Annotated in this window: 24 protein-coding genes and 1 riboswitch; of the genes, 13 read left to right on the forward strand and 11 right to left on the reverse strand. The window is 39.6% G+C overall.

Features of this window, described 5'->3' with window-relative positions; translation table 11 throughout:
* Positions 1-102: 102 nt before the first annotated feature.
* The 4 genes from WSC_RS0118665 to WSC_RS0118685 all read left to right on the forward strand — a co-directional run bounded on the left by WSC_RS0118665 (position 103) and on the right by WSC_RS0118685 (position 3431).
* On the forward strand, positions 103-429 hold the full coding sequence (locus WSC_RS0118665; protein ID WP_016957476.1) for a hypothetical protein: 327 nt from the start codon (positions 103-105) through the stop codon (positions 427-429).
* A 119-nt stretch (positions 430-548) separates the two neighbouring features.
* Positions 549-1115 carry an elongation factor P gene (gene efp / locus WSC_RS0118670; protein WP_016957477.1) on the forward strand — a complete coding sequence of 189 codons (567 nt, stop codon included), beginning with the start codon at positions 549-551 and terminating at the stop codon, positions 1113-1115.
* 75 nt (positions 1116-1190) lie between these two features.
* Positions 1191-2180, forward strand: a complete 990-nt coding sequence (gene epmA, locus WSC_RS0118675) for an elongation factor P--(R)-beta-lysine ligase (RefSeq protein ID WP_016957478.1) — start codon at positions 1191-1193, stop codon at positions 2178-2180.
* Positions 2181-2915: 735 nt separating this feature from the next.
* On the forward strand, positions 2916-3431 hold the full coding sequence (locus WSC_RS0118685; protein WP_016957480.1) for a TlpA family protein disulfide reductase: 516 nt from the start codon (positions 2916-2918) through the stop codon (positions 3429-3431).
* 33 nt (positions 3432-3464) lie between these two features.
* Here WSC_RS0118685 and erpA read toward each other — a convergent pair whose 3' ends face one another.
* Both erpA and WSC_RS0118695 read right to left on the reverse strand, forming a co-directional pair.
* Positions 3465-3800, reverse strand: coding sequence for an iron-sulfur cluster insertion protein ErpA (erpA, locus tag WSC_RS0118690; RefSeq protein WP_016957481.1), 336 nt, complete (start codon positions 3798-3800; stop codon positions 3465-3467).
* Positions 3801-3864: 64 nt separating this feature from the next.
* A complete protein-coding gene (locus WSC_RS0118695) occupies positions 3865-4593 on the reverse strand; it encodes a DUF6776 family protein (RefSeq protein ID WP_016957482.1) in 729 nt (242 codons plus the stop codon).
* A gap of 91 nt (positions 4594-4684) precedes the next feature.
* Here WSC_RS0118695 and WSC_RS0118700 point away from each other — a divergent pair, with 91 nt between their 5' ends.
* Together WSC_RS0118700 and WSC_RS0118705 are read left to right on the forward strand one after the other, a co-directional pair.
* On the forward strand, positions 4685-6391 hold the full coding sequence (locus tag WSC_RS0118700) for a chloride channel protein (protein WP_016957483.1): 1707 nt from the start codon (positions 4685-4687) through the stop codon (positions 6389-6391).
* Complete coding sequence (locus WSC_RS0118705; protein WP_016957484.1) at positions 6388-6816, forward strand: CopD family protein; 429 nt, start codon at positions 6388-6390, stop codon at positions 6814-6816. The genes WSC_RS0118700 and WSC_RS0118705 overlap by 4 nt, the downstream gene beginning before the upstream one ends.
* Before the next feature lie 63 nt (positions 6817-6879).
* Here WSC_RS0118705 and WSC_RS0118710 read toward each other — a convergent pair whose 3' ends face one another.
* The 9 genes from WSC_RS0118710 to moaA form a co-directional block, all read right to left on the reverse strand.
* Positions 6880-7773 (reverse strand): tetratricopeptide repeat protein, encoded by an 894-nt coding sequence (locus WSC_RS0118710; RefSeq protein WP_157447352.1) that lies wholly within the window; start codon positions 7771-7773, stop codon positions 6880-6882.
* A gap of 58 nt (positions 7774-7831) precedes the next feature.
* Entirely contained in the window at positions 7832-8899 is a 1068-nt protein-coding gene (locus WSC_RS0118715; RefSeq protein WP_016957486.1) for a protein-glutamate methylesterase/protein-glutamine glutaminase, read from the reverse strand.
* 11 nt (positions 8900-8910) lie between these two features.
* Positions 8911-9537, reverse strand: a complete 627-nt coding sequence (cheD, locus tag WSC_RS0118720; protein WP_016957487.1) for a chemoreceptor glutamine deamidase CheD — start codon at positions 9535-9537, stop codon at positions 8911-8913.
* A gap of 2 nt (positions 9538-9539) precedes the next feature.
* Positions 9540-10367 carry a CheR family methyltransferase gene (locus WSC_RS0118725; protein WP_016957488.1) on the reverse strand — a complete coding sequence of 276 codons (828 nt, stop codon included), beginning with the start codon at positions 10365-10367 and terminating at the stop codon, positions 9540-9542.
* 84 nt (positions 10368-10451) lie between these two features.
* On the reverse strand, positions 10452-10697 hold the full coding sequence (gene moaD / locus WSC_RS0118730) for a molybdopterin synthase sulfur carrier subunit (RefSeq protein WP_016957489.1): 246 nt from the start codon (positions 10695-10697) through the stop codon (positions 10452-10454).
* A gap of 16 nt (positions 10698-10713) precedes the next feature.
* Entirely contained in the window at positions 10714-11187 is a 474-nt protein-coding gene (moaC, locus tag WSC_RS0118735) for a cyclic pyranopterin monophosphate synthase MoaC (protein WP_016957490.1), read from the reverse strand.
* A 12-nt stretch (positions 11188-11199) separates the two neighbouring features.
* Positions 11200-11742: a molybdenum cofactor biosynthesis protein B gene (gene moaB / locus WSC_RS0118740; RefSeq protein ID WP_016957491.1), complete on the reverse strand. Its 543-nt coding sequence runs from the start codon at positions 11740-11742 to the stop codon at positions 11200-11202.
* Positions 11743-11744: 2 nt separating this feature from the next.
* Complete coding sequence (locus WSC_RS0118745) at positions 11745-12368, reverse strand: molybdenum cofactor guanylyltransferase (protein ID WP_016957492.1); 624 nt, start codon at positions 12366-12368, stop codon at positions 11745-11747.
* Positions 12369-12381: 13 nt separating this feature from the next.
* Entirely contained in the window at positions 12382-13356 is a 975-nt protein-coding gene (moaA, locus tag WSC_RS0118750; RefSeq protein WP_016957493.1) for a GTP 3',8-cyclase MoaA, read from the reverse strand.
* Positions 13344-13499: riboswitch (molybdenum cofactor riboswitch) on the reverse strand. It overlaps the preceding gene by 13 nt.
* 392 nt (positions 13500-13891) lie before the next feature.
* Between moaA and WSC_RS25525 the strand changes: the two genes are divergently transcribed.
* The 7 genes from WSC_RS25525 to yacG all read left to right on the forward strand — a co-directional run bounded on the left by WSC_RS25525 (position 13892) and on the right by yacG (position 20093).
* Positions 13892-14356 carry a pilin gene (locus tag WSC_RS25525; protein WP_016957495.1) on the forward strand — a complete coding sequence of 155 codons (465 nt, stop codon included), beginning with the start codon at positions 13892-13894 and terminating at the stop codon, positions 14354-14356.
* A 107-nt stretch (positions 14357-14463) separates the two neighbouring features.
* Positions 14464-16155, forward strand: a complete 1692-nt coding sequence (gene pilB, locus WSC_RS0118765) for a type IV-A pilus assembly ATPase PilB (protein WP_016957496.1) — start codon at positions 14464-14466, stop codon at positions 16153-16155.
* Between the two features lie 90 nt (positions 16156-16245).
* Positions 16246-17496 carry a type II secretion system F family protein gene (locus WSC_RS0118770; RefSeq protein WP_016957497.1) on the forward strand — a complete coding sequence of 417 codons (1251 nt, stop codon included), beginning with the start codon at positions 16246-16248 and terminating at the stop codon, positions 17494-17496.
* 3 nt (positions 17497-17499) lie between these two features.
* A complete protein-coding gene (locus WSC_RS0118775; protein ID WP_016957498.1) occupies positions 17500-18384 on the forward strand; it encodes a prepilin peptidase in 885 nt (294 codons plus the stop codon).
* Entirely contained in the window at positions 18384-18998 is a 615-nt protein-coding gene (gene coaE / locus WSC_RS0118780; protein ID WP_016957499.1) for a dephospho-CoA kinase, read from the forward strand. Before WSC_RS0118775 ends, coaE begins: the two co-directional genes overlap by 1 nt.
* Positions 18999-19086: 88 nt before the next feature.
* Positions 19087-19833 carry a cell division protein ZapD gene (zapD, locus tag WSC_RS0118785; RefSeq protein WP_016957500.1) on the forward strand — a complete coding sequence of 249 codons (747 nt, stop codon included), beginning with the start codon at positions 19087-19089 and terminating at the stop codon, positions 19831-19833.
* 35 nt (positions 19834-19868) lie between these two features.
* Complete coding sequence (gene yacG, locus WSC_RS0118790) at positions 19869-20093, forward strand: DNA gyrase inhibitor YacG (protein ID WP_016957501.1); 225 nt, start codon at positions 19869-19871, stop codon at positions 20091-20093.
* Positions 20094-20121 lie beyond the last annotated feature (28 nt).

Raw genomic sequence — 20121 nt, forward strand, 5'->3', positions numbered from 1 at the left:
CTAAGTTACTAAAATGTGAACGCGCGCACATTATGTGTTCACTGCAGTTGTAGTAACAAGATTAATAATAACTACCCTGATTTTACGGAGATAAGTGCAAACATGGACAATCAAATTTTTTTAAACTGGCTAATATATCGTTACCCACATCTGTCTGAATACTCAGAAAATTTTTGCATCAGCTTAATCCGTCAAGCTAAAAACAACACCAGACTGTTGCGCGCTTTAATTGGCGTAATGTTCGTTTTAACTTCCACTTTATTTTTGTTTCTCGCTGCGAGTCAATGTGAAATGCAAATACTGACGGGTTATCAGGGTTTAACTTTGGCGCTGATTGTTTGTACCATAATTCAACAAGTCACCAACCCCCTTTGCAGCTATGTGATTAAAAATGAATTATCAGCCATGATAGTTCGACAAAAAGTATAATGCGCCCCGGTAAAAAATCGGGTAAAATTCGGCGGTTTTTTATCGAATAGACTATATATGCCCCCGATATTCGGAGTCAGTTCCATTTGTGACGGGGATATAAATTAATAGGGGTTATCATGGCAACTGTCAGCACCAATGAATTTCGCGGTGGCTTAAAAATCATGTTAGATGGCGAACCATGCGCTATCATCGAAAACGAATTTGTAAAACCAGGTAAAGGCCAAGCTTTTAACCGAGTAAAAATCCGTAAATTGATCTCTGGTAAAGTTTTAGAAAAAACTTTTAAATCAGGTGAATCTGTTGAAAAAGCAGAAATCATGGATTCAGAATTAGCTTATTTATACAATGATGGTGAATTCTGGCACTTTATGAACAACGAAACCTTTGAGCAAATTGCTGCAGACACAAAAGCAATTGGCGACAATCAAAAATGGTTAGTTGAACAAGACACTTGTATTATCACTTTGTGGGATGGCAATCCAATTGCAGTTACGCCACCTAACTTTGTTGAGTTAGAAGTAACAGAAACAGATCCTGGTTTAAAAGGTGATACTGCAGGTACGGGCGGCAAACCAGCTACTTTAAGCACGGGTGCTGTGGTACGTGTACCTTTATTCATCCAAATTGGTGAAATTATTAAAGTAGATACTCGCTCTGGCGAATATGTATCTCGCGTAAAATAATTGGCCATTTACTTGGCTCAAATTGTCTTTTGAGCCAAGCTATTTATCTCTGTTCCCTTCCAAACCCAACAACAAATGACAACTCAATCGCATTCAGCAAACGTTTGGCAACCAACTGCAAACATTGAAACCCTCAAGCAACGCGCTCAAATCATTCAGCAAATTCGGCAGTTTTTCGTCAGCCGCAAGGTACTTGAAGTTGAAACCCCCAGTTTATCGCAACATGGTGTGACGGATTTACACTTAGAAAATTTAACCGCACATTATCGTGGTCCTGGCTTTGCGTCTGGTGTTGATTTGTATTTGCAAACCTCTCCAGAATTTGCAATGAAGCGTTTATTAGCAGCAGGTTCTGGCTGTATATTCCAATTAGCCAAAGCGTTTAGAGATGATGAATTTGGCCGCCAACATAACCCTGAATTTACTATGCTTGAGTGGTATAGAGTCGGTTTTGATCGCGCCCTGTTAATGAATGAAGTCGCTGACTTGGTTAAAACTGTATTAAAAGTGCCACGCTGTGATGCTTACACCTACCAACAATTGTTTTTAACTCACCTACAACTTGATGTCTTGACTTGTAGTTTTGCAGATTTAACCAACAAACTGCAACAAATTGAACGTGCCGATATTATTGACTTAGCCGATGACAAAACCGGCTTGTTGCAAGTGATGTTCGCTGAGTTGATTGAACCCAATATTGCTGCAGATGTGCCTTGTTTTGTTTATCACTTTCCGGCAGAGCAAGCGAGCTTAGCAAGGTTAAACAAAGATGATCCTAGAGTCGCTGAACGTTTTGAGTTGTACTTTAAAGGCATAGAGTTAGCCAATGGTTTTGATGAGCTGACTAATGCTGATGAGCAACTTAAACGTTTTGAACATGATAATGTTTTGCGGGTGCATAATGGCAAAGCCGCAAAATCTATTGATATGCGTTTAATTGCTGCATTAAATGCAGGGTTGCCTCAATGTTCAGGTGTTGCTTTAGGGGTGGATAGATTAATTATGTTGGCATTAGGTGCTAAGAGTATCGAAGAAGTTATCGCCTTTCCATTGACTCGGTGTTAAATAACTTAAACACCTCATGGCGCGAAATAAACCGCGCAAGTTCGCCCACTGAAAGCATAATTTTGCAACAACGCGGTTCACCTTCCATGGTCGCTCCCAAATGTCATCCATGACATTTGAAGTTTTGCAAAATCAGCGTTTCAGTCGGCTTTATCCAGCTAATTTATTGCGGCGAAAAATCCATGTAGCACCGAAGATGTAAAAAGATGGTTGGGAGTGTGTTTTTCAAAACTTCACAAGATAGGGATATCTTGTGCGAGCGAGCTATGGACAGCCTTGAAGCGTTTTTGAAAAATACATTCCAACCAGCTTGAACTTCTCTGCCACAAACTCACGGCGCGAAATAAACTGCGCAAGTTCGCCCACTGCAAGCATAATTTTGCAAAAACGCGGTTCACCAATTAGAGTGAGAGCAGTCCGCAAAATCGCTGCTAGTGCCCTGCTACATGCGGAAATTACTAGGCCATAACTTTCGCAAAAACGCTGTGAATACATCCTTGTACGCTTCGCTTTTTCATCCATGAAAAAGAGATTTTGCTCTAAGTTATTGCCCTAGCACTTTCCAACGAAAGGCATGGCTTCAACTTGGTGTATGTGACTTCAACTACAGTCTCCCAATATAACCTCAGGAACACTTGGCACGTCCATCATATACAACTAACATAAAAGCATACTCTTAAAAACAAACTGTTTATGCGCATTCTAAATAATAAAATATTCTCAATCGGTATACTCATGGTTGCACTAGCAACTGGTGTGACTTCAGCTTGGTTGTTATTTAACAAAATAAATAAAAGCCAGACTTCAGTTACCACTCAAGCTATCTATCAGCAAAAGTTTACTAGTACTACAGCACAAAATAGTTTAGCCGAGATCACGCAAAATTATTTAGTGCTAGATTTTTGGGCGAGCTGGTGTGGCCCTTGTATTGAATCTTTACCTTATTACCAAAAGCTATTTAACACCTTTGAGCAACAGCAGTTTACTTGGGTTGCAGTTAATCAAGATGCAAATAAAACAAATGCAGATAATTTTTTAACCGAGCACAATTTACAACAATTACCAGTGTGGTTTGATCAACAAGCTGCGTTATCACGCCATTATGGTGTGAGTGGATTGCCAACTTTGTTACTGCTGAACAAATACAGACAAGTGATTTATAGAGTTGTTGGCTTTAAACAATCAGAAAAACAAAGCATTAAACAAAAATTGATTGAAGCTATGGAATTGGACAAGAGGGAACATAGTTAGGTTAGTGTAAATCACTAACCTAACTGAAAAACTTTATACTGAAAAGCTTGCACCACAACCACAAGTGGTGGTTGCATTTGGGTTTTTAACAAAAAAGCGTGAGCCTTCTAAACCAGAGGTATAGTCTACTTCGCCACCCATTAAATACTGCAAGCTCATAGGATCAACCACTAAGTTAACCCCTTCTTTTTCAATTAACATGTCACCTTCATTGACGTTTTCGTCGAAAGTGAAACCATATTGAAAACCAGAACAGCCGCCACCAGTAATATAAACCCGAAACTTTAAGTTTGGATTTTCTTCTTCTTCAATCAACAGCTTTACTTGTTTCGCAGCTGTTTCTGTGAAATTAAGTGGAATCTGATCCATTTAATACAACCTCATAATATAGCAATATGGCTATTATCTAATACCTGACTAAACCATTCAACTATTATTCTCTATGAACCACCTGTGGTGACCAATCATAATCTAAGTCGGTGCGGCTGTAACTTTGACCACTTCGCCTTGGTAATACCACAGCTAAATTCACTCGCTCTGGGGTAAAACGTTCTGGCAGAACAAAATTTCCTTCTAAAATTTGAAAATAGCGGAAACTAAATGAAGTATCATTATCGTCCACTGCTAATTGCTTAAAGTCGATAGATAAATTCTTGTCATTTTGAATGCCATGTAAACTTAAACTGATATAACCTTTGGCAAAACGCTTTTGTTTGCTGGTTTGCACCAAAATCACTTTATACCTATATTGATTTTCAATCAGTGTAGGTTCAATCAACAACTCATCAACAATTACACCATCAGCGGCCAATTCTGGTGCCATAACGCTCTGATAAAAAGTTAGTTTTTCTTTCAACTGTGTATTATCTTGTTGTACGCGTTTTAATTCAGCCTGCAACTTTTGCAAACTCATATTGTTCACTTCCAACTCAACCCGAATAAAATTAAGCTTTTGCTCTAACTGGAATAAGGTTTGGTTTTTCTCGTCAATGGTCTGATTAAGCGCTTCAAGCTCTTTAATATCTGACTGTAAAATTTTGTACGCTATCGCAACACCAATAGCTGCTGCAGCAGCTAACAGAAATAAGCCAAATAAAGAGGCAAAAAACTTTTTGTTTATTGCCCAAATAATCTCGAAATTTTTTACAACTTGTTTTTTCAAAAGGTTAAACTCGTCTACATATTATGAAGTCTGTGTTACACTCAAAACACGGCACGGAATCGCAACTAATTAGCGCACTTTTCTAACACAAATGGCGTTCGAAAAACACTTAAAACATCTTAGAGAACAATTAGCATACCCTAAAATTTCAATACAGTTGAGTGTGTTGGGTTTATTAGCGGGTTTAAGTGCATCTATTTGTATCGTTGCTTTTCAATGGTGCTTAGAAACTATTCAACTCATTTACCTAGATGAACCTGATAACTTTCAGTCACTCAACGGCGCTGAACGTTTTTTATTACCTCTGGTCGGCGCTGGTTTAATTGCTCTGGTGGGTGTATTCACCCAATTTAAACACTTTCGTTTAGGCATTCCCTTTGTTATTTATCGGCTAAAAGCTTTTTACGGCATGATGCCCATCCGCAATACCATCAATCAGTTTTTTGGCGGTATTATCGCTATGTCGAGTGGATTTTCGGTTGGGCGAGAAGGGCCTGCGGTACATCTCGGTGCTGGCGCCTCAAGTTATCTTGGTTCTTGGTTAAAATTACCGTATAACTCAGTTAGAACTTTATCTGCTTGCGGTATGGCTGCGGCCATAGCCGCATCATTTAACACGCCACTTGCTGCTGTTATTTTTGTAATGGAAGTAGTACTGCGTGAATATAAAACGCACATATTCGTTCCTGTTATGCTGGCTTCTATGGTTGGCGCTACCGCTAACCGGTTTGTATTTGGCCATGAACATGATTTAAGTGGTTTAAATATCGAGCTACTGGACATTAATCACTACCCATATCTTGTGTTTATGGGCATTTTAGTTGGTTGTTTTGCTTTTGCCTTTAACCGCCAACTTATCGAAATTATTCGCTCGTTTAAATCAGTTAACATGTTGCCGCGTTTGTTGCTGGCGGGCTTTATCACCGCCATTATTGGTTACTTAGTGCCACAAGCCCTTGGCACTGGGCTAGGAGCAATCACAATTGCACAGGAGCAAACCGGTAATGCTCAGTTGTTAATGACTGTCTTCATCAGTAAGTCATTACTTACCTTCTTCGCTATTGGTTTGGGGATACCTGGTGGTGTCATTGGACCAATTTTAGGTTTAGGCATGATGTTAGGTACTTTGCTCGCGTTAATGGCGTCTATTTTTATCGGCAACATTAGCGGTTATTCCGATATTTATGGTGTATTAGGCCTAGCTGCACTTATGGCCGCCTGTTTAAATGCCCCTCTCGCGGCGTTGGTTACTGCATTAGAACTAACCTACAATCCAGATATTGTTGTACCTGCTATGCTGGTTATCGTTTCTGCACATGTTATTTCTAGCCAGATTTTCAAAAACCGTTCTTTGTTTATCTTGCAGTTAGAGATGCAAAAACTCGACTATCAAACCCCACCTACCTACGACATATTACAAAAAACCGGTGTACTCGCGGCCATGGAACGCAGTTTTATATTAGTAAAACGCAAAGATGATATGGTATTGCGCCGCGCACTCGATCGTGCGGGTAAACGACCGGTTATATTACGTGAAGAAGTCGATGGTGGTTTTGTATTTAAGCAAGTTAGTTACAACGTCTCGCTCGATCATCAGCCAGCTTCGCCCTTTAACTTTGATGAATTACAAGGGGTTGAATCTCGCTATACCTTAGCTGAACCCTATGAAATTTTGCAACATAAACGCAGCGGCTCTGTGTATATTTTTGAAGAAGAATTTGAAAATATAGTTGGCGTAGTGACATGGGAGCAGCTGAGGTTAAGGTTAACTAAAGGTTCTTTTCAGGTAGCAGAATGACAATTTTATGGGTTAAAGCTTTCCACATTATTTTTATGGTTGCTTGGTTTGCTGGCATTTTTTATTTTCCACGGCTATTAGTTTACCATGCTGAATCAAATGAACCCGCAGTTCATCACCAATTAAAAATAATGGAAAAACGCCTATTATTTTTTGTTACCCCCTTTGCCATTTTGACTGGAATATTCGGCGTATGGCTTATTTATCTCTACGGATTAGACTGGTTTAAAGTAAGTGGCTGGTTACATACTAAACTACTACTGGTGATCTTGTTGTATGGCTACCATATTTATTGTTTTAAATTGCTCAAGACCTTTCAGCAGGATTTGAATCGACGCAGTAGCCGTTTTTATCGTTTTATCAACGAAATGCCAGTGTTAATTTTATTTGCCGCGGTTATTTTGGCTGTAGTTAAACCTTACTAATAGATATTACTTAGGGGAGCAAGCTACCAAAATAGCGTTTTGGTAGCTTTTGGTCAGGGTTAACTAGTACAACAGGCTATACAGTTTACGTCTAACTTTAGTCGCTGCTGCATCCCCTTTTGGCATTGTCGCTAAAATATCCATTAGCGTTTTTTTCATTTCACCATCATGCGCATTTAAATCTTTCACCAACACAGCCATTAGTAATTCAAGTGCATGTTCATTTTGCTGAGCTTGATGTAATTGCACAGCCAAACTAATACGTACAGCATGATCATCTTGATTATTTTCGAGTTGGGCGCGTAAACCTTGAATTTCAGGAGTTTCTGCAGCCTGTTTATTTAGTTCAAGTTGAGACACTAAAGATTGATAATAATCATCCTGGTCAATCATAGTGATGCTACTGAGTAAATCTTCAGCTTCTTGATTCTGCCCTGTACCAAGCAATACATGAATCAGCGCTTTTTTAATGTCTGCTCTAGTCTCATCCAAAGCCAAAGCTTCTTTGGCTAACGGCAAAGCATCATTAAAATTCTGCGCGTTAATCAATTCATTTACTTGGTTCAGTAAATCATCTTCTGGTTTAGGTAAATGTTCGGCAAAAAGTTGCTCTAACTCCGCAACATCTTTGTCTCCGGCAAAACCGCTGATACCTTGGCCATCTTTAAATAAAATAACCGTAGGTATTGCCTGCACACCGAACTGCATAGCCAAAGCTTGCATTTGCTGATCTTCACAATTAACTCTAGCTAAGGTAATAGCGTCAGGATATGGTGAAAATAATTTAATTAGTTTTTCCGATAACGAAATACTTTCTGGACTTTGCTGGGCATAAAAATCAATAACCACTAGCTTTTGCTGAGAGCCTTGCAGTATTACTTGCTGAAAATTTTCTGCGTTAATTTCTACAATATTGTTAGCCGTTACTTGACCAAATGAATCCACTTTTATACTCACTCAATGTTTTTTAATTTATTACAGCTAACATGGGGGCGCTGCACACAATTATCAATGGCTATTTTGTGACTGCTATTGCCAATAACCTTATTAGCGCAGGTGCAATCTGTTGTAGTGGCAATAAATCATCTGTTGCTCCAACTTTATAAGCAGCACCTGGCATACCCCAGACTACACTGGTTTTTTCATCTTGCGCCATGGTTGTTTGCCCAGCTAATTTCATGTTTAGTAAAGCCTGAGCACCATCTGCACCCATACCAGTTAACATAACACCTATTGCCTTAGTGGTTTCCAACTCGGCAATTGAGTTAAATAACACTTCAACCGAAGGTTTGTGCCGGTTAACGGGTTCTGTATTGTGCAAGCGGCAATAATAATGACCAGCTTTCTTTTCGACAGACATATGCTTATCTCCTGGCGCAAGATAAATACAACCACTTTCAATTTTTTGCTGGTCTTGAGCCTCGTACACAGTCATTTCACACATAGAATCTAACCGTTTGGCAAAAGATGTAGCAAACATCGCAGGTATATGTTGGGTAATAACTATGGGAGGCATATTTGCTGGTAGGTCACAGACAACACGTTTTATCGCCTCAGTGCCTCCGGTAGACGCACCAATTGCGATAATGTATCCAGGTTTAAATAAGTGTGGGTGAGCCACTTTTTTTGTTGGTATCGCAGCTGCTTGTTTGTCATTTGCGATCAAACGCAGCATAGCTTCTTTACTTTTAGCCGCATTTAATACTTTTTGACATACTTCAGCAGCGTAATCAGTCAATTTAGAAACATCTGTTGTTGCTGGTTTAGCAATATAATCTAACGCGCCAAGCTCAAGCGCAGTTAAAGTTTCTGGCGCACCTTTTTCAGTTAGAGTAGAAATCATCACCACAGGCATTGGCCGCAAGCGCATTAAATTACGTAAAAAAGAAATACCGTTCATTTTTGGCATTTCTATATCCAATGTTAAAACATCAGGGTTTAATAATTTTACTTGCTCGCGAGCTTGGTAGGGATCTTCTGCGGTTCCAACTACGTCCAATTGAGGGTGTGATGATAGTACCTGTTGCAAAAAATGCCGCATTAACTCAGAATCATCAACTATCAATACTCGATATTTATGCACTTTACGATCCTTTAAAACAATTCGATATCTGTACTGTCATCTTGTTCAGTGATATTGTTGAAATACGCAACTTCACGCTGTTCAATAGTATCATTATGTAATGCTTGAAGCTTTTTCACTTTGGCCACTCCTGTATTAGGATGAAATAAAATTTTTCTTGGCCATGGCCCCCCGACATCATGTGATACCACAGGGATTTCTTCATTACGTAAATAATGCCGAATAAAATCTATGTTACCCAACCCCACATCAGACATTCGAGCGACAATTTTGCCACCTCCAAACACTTTAGCTAACAAATTACTGCGAATACCACCATTCTTTATAATTTCATTGATTAAAAACTCCATAGCCCAGTGTCCGTACCGACACGAATAGCTCATTTCATTGCTCCAATCATCCGGCATTGTATGCTGTCCTTTTACCGGCAACATAAAGTGATTCATGCCACCAATTCCGAGTTTTTCATCCCATATACAAGCAGAAATACACGAACCTAACACGGTAGAAATGAGTTCATTTTCTCGGGTAACATATAGCTCGCCGGGTAATATTTTCGCTACGACTATATGGCGGCTTTTATCAACATATCTTTTGATCGAGTTAAATCCATTTATCGCGGGTTTTATTTCTAACATAACTATCCTTGTTTTTGATAAATGGTCTGACCCAAAGATTTAAATTCTGTGATATCTCGACTCATGGTTTCTGAGTGCCCCATAAACAGATAACCATTAGGTTTTAAGTATTGTGCATAACGGCGAATCAACTGGTTTTTAGTCGCTAAATCAAAATAAATCACCACATTTCGACAAAATATAACGTCAAATAACCCCTTCATTGGCCACTGCGGCTGTAATAAATTTAAGCGCTTAATATGAACAAGCTGACGAACTGTGTTTTTTAATGTAACAACAGTAGCATCTTCGGCTGCTGTAAAATACTTCAGCCCAAGTGGTAGTTGACTGCTTTCTAGTCTTCTTCGATCATATTGAGCATTTTTTGCGGTAGCCAAAACATTAGAATCTAAGTCCGTTGCCAGTATTTTACAGTCCCATTGCTTTAAATTAAGACTTTCAGTTAACGTCATGGCAATTGAATATGGTTCCTCCCCAGTAGAGCAACCGGCGGACCAAATACGAATTTTGCGTTTCATATTTTTATCCTGTTGCCACTGAGTTTGTGCTAACTGTTTTAAAAACTCAAAATGATGATTCTCACGAAAAAAAGAGGTTAAATTTGTGGTTAATGCGTTTACAAAGGCTGACAGTTCATGCTCTGAATGAGCTTTAAGATAATCACAATACTGTTTAAAATTGGTTAACTGTAGGTGGCGAATACGCCGGGATAATCGCGAGTACACCATTTCTTTTTTGTGCTCACCAAGCACTATGCCCGCATGAATATAAAGCTGCTGTTTAATATAATTAAAATCTGCAGCTGTCATATCAAATTCATGTTGATGCAAGGCTTCTTTCCTTTGAAATTTTAAATGCTTAACCTAAGCATAGAAGCCTTTTTCCAACACGACAAATGCAAAAGCTAGTTTATTTTACCCCCCTGTTACGGGAGGAAAAAAAGCGACCTCATCACCTGAATTAATTGGACTATGTTCATTTGCCATATTTTGATTCACTGCAACTAACAGGCGTTTCTCCTGCAAAGCAGTTTGCCACGCAGGATTTTGTTCGATTAACAATTTTTTTAGCTCTGCGACATTTAGCGATTCAGCATCAAGCAGATATTCCTCTTGACCCAGAGTTTCACGTAACTGAGCAAAAAACAGCACTTTTATCATATTTCAGCCTCTCCAATTAGCTAAGTTGCCAATCGCCAGATTTGCCACCAGACTTAGCAATAACTTTGGTGTCGACTATCTGCATGTGTTTATCAACCGCTTTACACATGTCGTAAATGGTTAAAGCGGCAACCGAGGCTGCGGTTAACGCTTCCATTTCAACACCAGTTTGTCCTGTTAACTTGCACATAGTCAGCACTTTTACACTGCTACTTGTTTGGTCAACTTCAAAATCCACTTGAACCTTAGACAACATTAACGGGTGACACAAAGGGATTAAATCAGAGCATTTTTTTGCAGCCTGAATACCGGCAATTCGCGCAATTGCGAATACATCCCCTTTCTTATGATTGCCTTGTGTGAGTAAAGCGAAAGCTTCAGTAGACATTTTAATTACAGCCTGAGCATGAGCTTGCCGTACAGTTGGTGTTTTTTCACTGACATCAACCATGTTAGCTTCACCACGTTCATTTAAATGAGTTAACACCATGTTACACCTTAATTATTGTCGAGACGGGCAAGAAGCGATATCAACGGATTTTAGTTGCCCGACAAAGTTGCAAGGTTTATGTGAGGCATCCAACTGGCTGCGAATGATGCCCTCCCAACCAGTGCGGCAAGCGCCTGTAGAGCCTGGCAAACAAAAAATTGCAACACCATTGGCTAATCCCGCAACTGCGCGCGATTGAATAGTAGACGTACCAATATCTTGATAAGAAATTTGCCTGAATAGCTCGCCAAACCCTTCAACCTCTTTATCAAATAAAGGTTTGACAGCTTCAGGGGTAGAATCACGACCGGTAAAGCCAGTTCCACCAGTACAGACGACAGCTTGTACATCATTTGATGCTATCCATTCAGACAAAACTGCGCGAATTTGGTAAATATCATCTTTAACAATTTTGCGGCCTATCACTTTATGGCCTGTTTCTTCGACTGCCTGTTGTAAATACTCACCTGAAGTATCGGTTGAAAAATCTCGAGTGTCAGAAATCGTTAGTACTGCAATATTTAAAGGTTCAAAAGGACGTGATGCTTTTGCCATAATTAATTCCTGTTAGCTAAATAGCTTTGCCATTGTTCTGGGGTGTTAAGGTTTATTAAACGACCTAATTGCGAGTCAGTTGCTTCAATACTCATTGCCGGCAATTGATTTAATAAATTTCTAAACGATTTTTCTTTTGCTGGTCTTAACATCAGCTGATTTAGCAATTGTTGTAATTGCGCCAGATCATAAAAGCTTACCGGTAAAAAATGATGTGCAAAATAACAACTAGTGTTTTTCTGTTGCGAGCTTTTGACCAGTTGCTGTAAATCAACCAAAGCGAGTGCTGGCATATCTATCGGCAATACCAGCAATTGTGAATTTGGACTACAGTCACTAAGTTGTTTTACGCATGCTTGTATACCAGCGAGCGGCCCTTGGTATTCTATTGGATCGTAAATGATTTTTGTTTGCGCATTCAAACCAGTAAGCATTTGAGTTAAGGCTAAATCACCTGATTGTTGCTGATAAGGGCGTGAGATATACACCTGCTCTACAGCTAATTCAGCCACTAACTCCAACATATGCTGAAGTAGCGTATGTTGCTTGTTCATCGTTAGTTTTGCTTTGTCTTGGCCCATTCGACTAGAACGACCACCGGCCAAAACTAATATATACAGTGACATTGTTGTAAACCCTCTAGCCACCCAACATGGCTAGGTGTTGGGTACCACCTGTGACGCCTTGCTGCAAATAATGGCTTGGGGCTTTATCACCTAAGTAATTTTGTAATAGCTGCATTAATTCGGCTTGTTGCTCTGAGTTTTGCAAATGCTGGCGAATATCAATACCGGCTTCAGAAAATAAACATAGATGTAGTTTACCTAAAGCACTAATACGCAGCCTATTACAAGTTGCACAAAAATCTTTGCTATAAGGCATAATTAAGCCTACTCGTCCTTGATAGTCTGGGTGGTAAAATTCCTCAGCAGGGCCTGCAGATTTATCACGAATAACGGGTGACCAACCTTGCTGTAATAAGGTTTGTTTAATGTCTGCACCGCTGACATGGTTTTGTTTAAAAAACTCAAGGTTGTCACCGGTTTGCATTAACTCGATAAACCTTAAGGTATAAGGTTTGTCTTTTAACCAATCAATATACGTCTGGACATCATTGCCGTTGTATTGGCGCATCAAGACTGCATTAATTTTAATTTTGCTTAAGCCGAGTTGTTGCGCTTTATCTAACCCAGCTAAAATGCTTGTAAGCTTATTATGGCCAGTAATCGCGTTAAACATATTTGGGTCTAAGCTATCGACCGAAACATTCAGTGACGTTAAACCAGCATCAACCCATTTATCTATATTATGCTCTAAATTAAACCCATTGGTCGTTAAAGCGACATCCGTTATACCAACTTGCTGTCGGCATAATTTGATAATGTTTGGTAAATCTTTGCGCAGAGCCGGCTCACCACCAGTAATGCGAATTTTACTGGTCCCGAGTTGGGCAAAAGCACTGACGACATTGGCAATTTCATCGGTTGATAGGAAATCGCGTGGCGTGTCGCACTGATAACCATCAGGCAAACAATAGGTGCATTTAAAATTGCACACATCTGTGATCGACAGGCGAAGATAGTGAAATTTTCGCCCCATTTTATCTTGTAACATAAACACCTTTCCAAATGCGGGAGGCCAAGATATTTCTACCCTAACCCTGGCAAATTGTTGAGTTTGAACATCAAACCCTCATTTGCGGCCTAATTTGCATATCTAATGACTTAGCTAGTTAGGCTTCGGAGTTTTAAAAATTAACTAAAACTAAATTACTACTCAAAATAATTTAGCTTTAGCTATTATGCCACTAAGCAACAAACAAAGCAGCAAACAATCCTTATTCAAATTTACCCAAAAAGCTATTTTGTTCATTTATGTTGGCAAGACAAATGCTCTAGCAGGCGCGCTTTACCGACAAATAACGAGTGGAAAAGCAAGATTTGCAGAAAAAACCTGCTGTTAATTAGGCAAATAAGCGAATGAGTTCACAAAGTGATAGTTAAGTAAAATTTTAGTTATGAATTTTTCAAGTCGGACTTGTGTAATTGGAATTTGTATTCTAATGTAAAGTTAATGCCAGACCGGGGTCAATTAGGTGGCCAAATGGACTCGGCAGTAAACTAGGACTACATCTATTGGAGACAAAGAAATGAAACGAAGCAGTAATAAAGGTTTCACCCTAATTGAATTAATGATCGTTGTAGCGATTATCGGTATTTTGGCGGCAGTAGCTGTGCCGGCTTACAATGATTATTTTGATTCAGCACGTTCAAGCGAAGCTAAACAACAAGCTGAAGCATTGAAAAAATCAGTAACCGCGTGTTTAGTGCAACAAACCGCGACTGGTGGTGCAGCAACAGCTTGCGACTCTGGCGCAAATCGAATTCCTGCAGCAATTACAGCGGCATCAAACAACTCGACTATTATGTGTGCTCGAGTGACAGATGGTGTAATCATAGTATCAGCCGACAGAGACGCTGGCGCATCAGGCGGTTCTACAGCTGACTTTACAATTCAGTTGTCTCCAACTATTGCTAATGGCCAAGCAACTTGGGCAGCAACGGATTCTGATTCTGGATTAACAGTTAATACAAACTGTACCCCAGCGTCTTAATAAGCGCGTGAAGTTACAGAAGGCGAGCTTGAGCTCGCCTTTTTTATCACCTTTTATACTTCTATGTGAAGTGTTATCCTTGCGCTAAAATCCAATTGAGTTTCAGCATGGCAGCACTAGACTTTCGACTCTTCGCAACAGGCATATTAGACCTTCATCAACAAGAAGAACTTAAACAAAAAAACGTTAAAACTTATATTGAAGCAGCGCAGTTTATCCGCGAACAAGGTTGGTACACAGAAAACGAACTCGCCTGTGAAGTCTCGCAGCGTTACCATACACCCTATTTTGATTTAAATTATTTTGATGTTTCGTCCATAAAAGAAGAATTATTAAAAGAGAAACTATCAGAAAAACATCAGGTTTTGCCGCTTTATTTACGCGGCCGTACCCTGTTTTTAGCTACGGTTAACCCCTCTAACGTCAGTGCTCAAGAAGATTTTCAATTTAGTACAGGTTACAACGTTGAATATTTATGTGTTGAAGCGTCAAAGCTCCATCAAGCAATAGAAACCGCTTATGCCTCGGAAGAAGGCCAGCTTGATTTAGATGACTTTGACGAACAAGAGTTATCAGGCATAGAAGTCGGCGAAGATAAAACCGAAGATACTGCAGAAACAGCCAGCAATGATGATGCACCTATTATTGTTTATATCAACAAAATATTATTAGATGCCATTCGCCGCGGGGCATCCGACTTACATTTTGAACCATACGAAAAAAGCTACCGAATTCGCTTTCGTATTGACGGAATTTTACATGAAGTAGCCGCGCCTCCCGCCAATTTATCAACACGTTTAGCTGCGCGGCTCAAAGTAATGTCACGTTTGGATATAGCAGAAAAACGCAAACCACAAGATGGGCGGATAAAATTAAAAATCTCTGCGAATAAATCCATTGATTTTCGTGTTTCAACCCTTCCTACTTTATGGGGTGAAAAAATCGTAATGCGTATATTAGACTCGAGCAGCGCTATGCTCGGGATTGATGTACTAGGTTACGAAAAAGAGCAAAAGCAACTGTATTTAGATGCGCTAAATAAACCTCAAGGCATGATTCTAGTAACAGGCCCAACCGGGAGTGGTAAAACCGTTTCTTTGTATACAGGTTTAAATATTCTCAATACACCTGAACGCAACATATCCACAGCGGAAGATCCTGTTGAAATCAACTTAGACGGTATTAATCAGGTGCAAATTAGCACCAAAGCAGGCTTGACGTTTGCTGAAGCACTGCGCTCTTTTTTACGTCAAGATCCAGATATCGTCATGGTTGGTGAAATACGAGATTTAGAAACAGCCGAAATAGCAATAAAGGCCGCACAAACTGGTCATTTAGTATTATCTACCCTACATACTAACTCAGCTGCCGAAACCCTTACACGTTTGCTGAATATGGGCGTACCTAGCTTTAATATTGCAAGTTCTGTCAGTCTAATTATAGCGCAGCGTTTAGCTCGGCGTTTATGCAAACATTGTAAATCGCCGCTTGAAACATTACCAACCGACAAAGAACTTGTAGAATTTGGTTTTACCACTGAGCAGTTATCAGAGCTCACTTTATACGAGCCAGTCGGCTGTGAGTTATGTTCAGCAGGTTTTAAGGGACGTGTTGGTATTTATGAAGTAATGCCTATTAGTGGTGATATGGCTTCCATTATTATGCGTGAAGGTAATTCACTTGAAATTGCTGCCCAAGCACAAAAAGAGCAAGTACCTAATTTACGTCAGTCAGGTATTCGCAAAGCAATAGCCGGATTAACGAGCTTAGGTGAAGTCAGCCGAGTGACCAGCTATTAATTTATTTGTACTAATATTATAAATACTCGCCAAAGTCAGTGAATGATGCTGAACTTTGGCCATCAACAGGGATAGCAGTAGGAACTATTTATGGCTGTAGCTAAAACAAAATCAACTAAAAAACCTAAAATTGTTGAGCAAGATATCTTTATTTGGCAAGGAGTCAACCGCCGTGGTTTAAAGGTAAATGGTGAGCTACCTGCTGAAAATATCAAAGCAGCAAAAGAAACGCTAAAACAACAAGGGGTCAATCCAACCAAACTAAAAAAGAAACCTAAACCCCTGTTTGGTGGAGGCGCAAAAAAAATTACCTCTAAAGATATTGCTGTGGTCACCCGCCAATTAGCCACTATGTTGAGTGCGGGGGTGCCACTCGTCCAATCTGTCGATTTAATCTCAAAAGGCAATGAAAATGCCAACATGCGCCAATTATTATCCGAAGTTGGTTTAGGTATTCAGTCAGGCACGCCCTTAAATGAGGTGTTACGTGACCACCCCAAATATTTTGATGATTTATATTGCGACCTGGTTATGGCTGGCGAGCAATCTGGTGCACTAGAAGGTATTTATGACCGAATAGCGACCTATAAAGAAAAGTCTGAAGCATTAAAGTCAAAAATTAAAAAAGCTATGACTTATCCAATCGCCGTGTTAACCATAGCGTCCATAGTCACAATAATTCTATTAATTTTTGTAGTACCTCAATTCCAAGAGATATTTTCTAGTTTTGGTGCGGAGCTACCGGCTTTTACACTAATGGTCATTGGGATGTCGGAGGCATTACAAGCACACGGTCCCAAAATGGCCGTGGCTCTGGCCATAGGTGTGTTTTTATTTGCGCGTAGCTACAAAAATAGTCGAAAGTTGAGAGATAGAGTGGACGCATACCTGTTAAAAATGCCGGTATTTGGCATGATTTTAAATAAAGCGTCATTAGCCCGATTTTCTAGAACACTTGCAACCACGTTTGCGGCAGGTGTACCTCTAATAGAAGCACTAGATTCAGCTGCTGGTGCTTCTGGCAACGCTGTTTATAGAAATGCCATTATGAACATCAAAGGCGAAGTATCCGCGGGCATGCAAATGAATATTGCGATGCGTAATACTAAGTTATTCCCCGACATGGTTATTCAAATGGTTCAAATAGGTGAAGAATCAGGTGCAATTGACGATATGCTCAATAAGGTCGCATCAGTTTATGAACAAGAAGTAGACGATGCAGTAGACGGGTTGTCAGCACTCATTGAACCTATGATAATGGCATTTTTAGGGGTAGTCATAGGTGGCTTAATTGTCGCTATGTATTTACCAATCTTCCAGTTAGGTAAAATTGTTAGTTAATTTATGTTAGATATATTCAATTATTTTGAACACGCTCCTGTTGCTTGGGTTATTTTTGTCGGCTTATTTAGTTTACTCGTTGGCAGCTTTTTAAACGTTGTAATTTATCGCTTGCCGATTATGCTCGAAAGAGATTGGAAACGAGAATGCCAACTGCTGTTTGAAGACGAAGGGGTCAAACTGCCGATTGATATTCCAACAGATAAATTCAACTTAGTTTTTCCACATTCACATTGCCCGAGTTGCAAAAGCCCAGTCAAACCTTGGCAAAACATCCCAGTGTTATCTTACCTAGTGCAAAAAGGTAAATGTAGTCACTGCCAAACCTCAATATCTATACGTTATCCATTTATTGAAATATTAACGGCAATCGCAGGCATGATCGCAGCAGTTCAGTTTGGTTTTAGCGAGCAAACTCTGTGGGCGTTACTTTTTAGTTATTTGCTTATCAGCATGTGTTTTATTGATTTTGATACTATGCTGTTGCCAGATCAACTTACCCTCAGCATGCTGTGGTTAGGTTTACTTGCCAACTTATCCGCAACCTTTGTACCACTCGAAGACGCCGTAATTGGAGCTGTAGCTGGTTATATGATTTTGTGGACCATATTTCAAAGCTTTAAACTACTAACCGGCAAAGAAGGCATGGGTTTTGGTGATTTCAAATTGCTTGCAGCCCTTGGCGCGTGGATGGGCTGGCAGTCACTTTTGCTAATTGTATTAATGTCTTCCGTGGTTGGTGCAGTTGCAGGCATTATTATTTTACGTCTGCAAGAAAAACATCAGCAAGCAATTCCTTTTGGGCCTTATTTAGCAATTGCGGGCTGGATAAGTTTTTATTGGCAAGAACAAATTGTCGAGTTTTATATGAATACTTGGGTTCGCTAATGAGCCAATTTATTGTTGGTTTAACCGGCGGCATTGGCTCTGGTAAAACAACAGTTTCGAATATGTTTGCCGATTTAGGTGTGACACTGATTGATGCGGACATAATCGCCCGTGAAGTTGTTGCGCCTAACAGTCCGGCACTCGAACAAATTCGTCTGCAGTTTGGAGATGATATTCTTGATATCGAAGGTAAGCTCAACAGAGGAAAACTGCGCCAAGTTATTTTCACGCAACCCGCAGCCAAAGCATGGTTGGATAATTTACTCCACCCAATTATTCGACAAAAAATGTACCAAGAGTGCCAACAAGCACAATCGCCCTATTGTTTGTTAATTGTACCGTTATTGCTTGAAAACAACTTGCAAGAAATGACGGATAGAGTGTTAATAACCGATTGCTTCCCACAGACTCAATTGAGCCGTGCAGTAAAACGAGATAATAATTCGCCGCAGCTTATTTTAAGCATTATGAATAAACAAATATCGCGAGCGAAACGCCTAGCTCTGTCGGATGATCTAATAAACACAGAGTTATCCATTGCACAGATCCAACAAGATTGCTTATCATTACATCTGAAGTATTTAGAATTGGCTAAATTGAAAGCTTTAAGTTAAGCTAGTAAATATACATAATCAAGTATCTTCAACTTGATGTTAATATAATAATTTCTGATGCAAACAGGGATAGCTCTTATTTGTCACTATGACTGAAATACTCTACGAATTTCCACTCAATGAAAAAATACGCACTTATCTGCGTATTGAACATCTATTGAATCGGCTCGACCATCAATGTGGTCACAACGAGCAGTGGGCCATTCTAGACTTTTTCAGTGCACTTTTTGCCATTTTAGACATTATTGAGCGTGGCGATCTAAAATCAGATCTATTAAAAGATTTAGAAAAACATGAGAAACAACTGGTAGCTTGGGCGCAGCATCCAAGCGTAAATAACGATGCGCTCCAACAGCTTTTAAGTTCTGTGGTTGAAATGTCTAGCCGCTTGATGTCAAGCAACAAACTGGGGCAAAGTTTACGTGATGATAAGTTTTTATCATCAATTAAACAAAGGTTTTCAATTCCAGGTGGCAGTTGCTGTTTTGATTTACCTCACATGCATCAATGGCTAAATCAGTCACTCGACACTGTCCAACAAAACCAACAAGCATGGTTAAATGAGCTTGATATTTTGCAAACTGTCATCGAATTAGATTTGCGTATGGTTCGCGAAAAAGCAAATTTCACCAGTTGCCAAGCAGAAGCAGGTTTATACCAAGATACAGTAGAAAATGTCGAACTTCTGCGTATAAAATTGCCGACTGATAGCCCTTATTACCCAACGGTAAGTGGCCACAAAAATCGCTTTGCCATTCGATTCATGCAAAATGATCGACAACAAAATAAGTCAGCTTGCCAGCATTCACTTAAATTTACTTTGGCGACCTGTTAAAATCTAACAAATAAACAATTAAGTTAGAGCCAATTATGCCAAGCAAAGTAGCCTGTCCAACCTGCCAAACTCAAGTAGAGTGGGTTTCTGATAACCAATTTAGACCTTTTTGCAGTGAGCGCTGCAAGTTAATTGATTTAGGTGAATGGGCAAGCGAAAGCAACAAAATTGCTGGTGAAGCTGTTGATGCATTAAATCCACAAATGGATGAATTTGAAATAGAAGCCCAGCTGCATAAAAATAATGATTTTTTTCGATAATCGATTAACTTATCAGACACTTGGGCTA

Origin of the sequence: Catenovulum agarivorans YM01 (assembly GCF_000281085.1) — a bacterium.
Classification (GTDB): domain Bacteria; phylum Pseudomonadota; class Gammaproteobacteria; order Enterobacterales; family Alteromonadaceae; genus Catenovulum; species Catenovulum agarivorans.